The organism is Rhizobacter sp. P2_H2 (genome assembly GCF_056403375.1).
This window is the reverse complement of the sequence record NZ_JBFUFP010000756.1, coordinates 1-2697: the sequence shown is the minus strand read 5'-3', so window position 1 is coordinate 2697 and position 2697 is coordinate 1. Positions and strand designations below refer to the sequence as shown.

3 protein-coding genes are annotated in these 2697 nt (G+C 70.3%); all 3 read left to right on the top strand.

The window, feature by feature from the left end; all coding sequences use genetic code 11:
* Window positions 1–327, top strand: a 327-nt coding sequence (locus tag AC1D15_RS25805; protein ID WP_477828238.1) for a TOBE domain-containing protein, incomplete at its 5' end; no start/stop codon positions are given.
* On the top strand, window positions 324–1952 hold the full coding sequence (locus AC1D15_RS25800; RefSeq protein WP_477828237.1) for an ABC transporter permease subunit: 1629 nt from the start codon (window positions 324–326) through the stop codon (window positions 1950–1952). The genes AC1D15_RS25805 and AC1D15_RS25800, both read left to right, overlap by 4 nt.
* Before the next feature lie 4 nt (window positions 1953–1956).
* A partial coding sequence (locus AC1D15_RS25795) for a DeoR/GlpR family DNA-binding transcription regulator (protein WP_477828236.1) occupies window positions 1957–2697 on the top strand: 741 nt, incomplete at its 3' end.

Sequence of the window (2697 nt, the reverse complement as noted above, 5' to 3'; positions counted from 1 at the left end):
CGTACCCGCTTCGTCGCCGATTTCATGGGGCACGGCAACCTGCTACCGCGCGAATGGGTGCGCGAGGCGGCGACCGAGCTGCTGAGCGGCGATCCGATCGGCGACGCGGCATGCGTACGGCCCGAGCGGGTGGTGCTGGCGCCGGACCCGCACGGCGACAGCCGCGTGATCGACCTCAGCTTCCTCGGCAACCTGCGCCGGCTGCGCGTGAGCTGGCGGGGCCGCGAACTGCTGGCCGAGCTGCCGGCGGCCGGTCCGGCGTTGCTGCCGGGTGACGCCGTCTCGGTGCAGATCGCAGCGGCCGATTGCGCGTGGGTGGCAGGGTGATCGACGCGCCGCTCGACCGCTGGTTGCTGCGCGCCTGCCTGTGGATCCCGCTGGCGGCGCTGATCCTGTTCTTCGGCGTGCCGATGCTGACGATCGCGTGGCGCAGCCTGCTCGACGAGGGGGGCGGCGTCGGTGTGTCGAACTGGGTGGCGCTGTGGGAGACGCCCGGCGTGTGGCGCGCGCTCGCGCACAGCCTGGTACTGGGCGTCTCGGCGACCGTGATCACCGTGCTGCTCGCCTTCGTGGTCGCGTTCGGGCTCGAGCGCACCGCGATGCCGGGCAAGCGCTTCATCGGGGCAAGCCTGGCGCTGCCGGTGCTGGCGCCGTCGCTGGTGCTCGGCCTCGGGCTGATCTTCCTGCTGGGGCGCAACGGGCTGGTCGGCAAGCTGCTGGGCGCGCGCCTCGAGGTGTACGGATTCAGCGGGCTGTTGATCGCCGACGTGATGTACGCACTGCCGCAGGCCGCGATGATCCTGCGCGCCGCGTTCCGGCATGGCGATGCGCGCCACTACGAGGCGGCCGAGCTGCTGGGCGCGACACCGTGGCGGCGCTTCGTCGACATCACATTGCCGGGCATGCGCTATGCACTGCTGAGCGCGGCCTTCGTCGTCTTCACGGTGACGATCACCGATTTCGGCAATGCGGTGGTGATCGGCGGCGACTATCCGGTGCTCGCGACCGAGATCTACAACCAGGTGAGCGGACAGATGAAGTTCGGGCTCGGCGCGGTGGTCGGCCTGCTGCTGCTGCTGCCGGCGGGGCTGTCGGTGTGGATCGAGCATGTCGCTGCGCGCCGGCAGGCAGGGCTCGGCGCCGAATCGGCACGCCCGCCGAGGCCGGTGCCATGGGCCCGGCGCGACGTGCCGTTCTTTGTCGGCAACCTGCTGATCGCCGGCTCGCTGGCCTGCGTGGTCGGCACGGTGGTGATCGGCAGCCTGATGCGGTTGTGGCCCTACAAGCTGGAGTTCACGCTGAAGCACTACGACATCACGCTGGCGGGCGGCTATGCACCGCTGTGGACGTCGCTGGCGGTGTCGGTGCTCACCGCGGTGCTGGGCACGCTGCTGCTGCTCGGTCTGGCATTGGCGGCGCGGCGATTGCCGCCTGCGCCTGCGCGCGCGGTGGCGCTGCTGTCCGCCTTGCCGGTGGCGGTGCCCGGCCTGGTGCTGGGCCTGTCGTACGTGTTTGCGTTCAACCGCCCGCAATGGCCGTTTGCGGCGTTGTACGGCTCGGTGCTCCTGCTGGCGCTGTGCAACTTCTACCACTACCACACGCAGGCCTACGTGACGATGTCCAGCGGCGTGCGCGCGGTCCCCGACGCGTTGGAGGAGGCCTGCAGCGCGCTCGGCGGCAGTGTGTGGCGGCATTGGCGCGACGTCTACGTGCCGGCGCTGCGGCCCACGTTGTGGACGGTGGCGCTGTTCCTGTTCATGCGCTCGATGGTCACGTTGTCGGCGGTGATCTTCCTGATCACGCCGTCGACGATGCTGGGCGCGGTGAGCGTGATGCGGCTCGACGAGGCCGGGTTCACATCGCAGGCGGCGGCGTTCTCGACCTGCATCATGTTGATCGTCGGTGTGTCGGCCTGGCTGCTGCAGGTCTTGACGCGATCGAGGAGCCCTTGAACCGATGTTGCAGGAAGACCGATACCAGCGGTTGCGCGACCTGCTCGCGAACTTCCAGCGCTTGAGCACCGAGCGCATCGCGAGCGATCTCGGCGTTTCGCGCGAGACGGTGCGCCGCGACGTGATGGCGCTGGAGGCCACGGGTGAATTGCGGCGCGTGCACGGGGGGGTCGTCGCGACCGCTCCGGAGCCGGAAGCGCCGATCGGCGAGCGCATCAAGGTGCGCCTGGCGGAGAAGCGCTCGATCGCGCGCGCTGCGGCCCGGCTGCTGCGGCCGGGCCAGACCTTGTTCCTCGATGCGGGCAGCACGGTGTCGGCGCTGGCGGAGGAACTGGCGTCGCTGAGCGGCCTGACGGTGATCACCAACTCGTTCGATGTGGCGATGAAGCTGGTGGCGACCGACGCGCGGCGCCACGAGGTGATCCTGCTGGGTGGGCGCCCGGTGGCCGACATCGGCGCGACCTACGGCGAGCAGACCGTGGCCGAGATCCATCGCCACCATGCCGACGTGGCGTTGTTGTCGCCGGTATCGCTGCATGCGGTGCACGGCGCGACGAGCTACGAGCACCGCGAGGCCGAGGTGGCGCGGGCGATGGTGGCCTGTTCTAAGCGGCGGGTGATGCTGGCCGACCACGGCAAGCTCGGGCAGGCGAGCCGGGTCGGATGGTGCGCGGTGAACGACATCGACCAGATCGTCACCGACGGGCGGGCGCGCCGGATGCCGGCGCTCGAGGCGCTTCGGGAG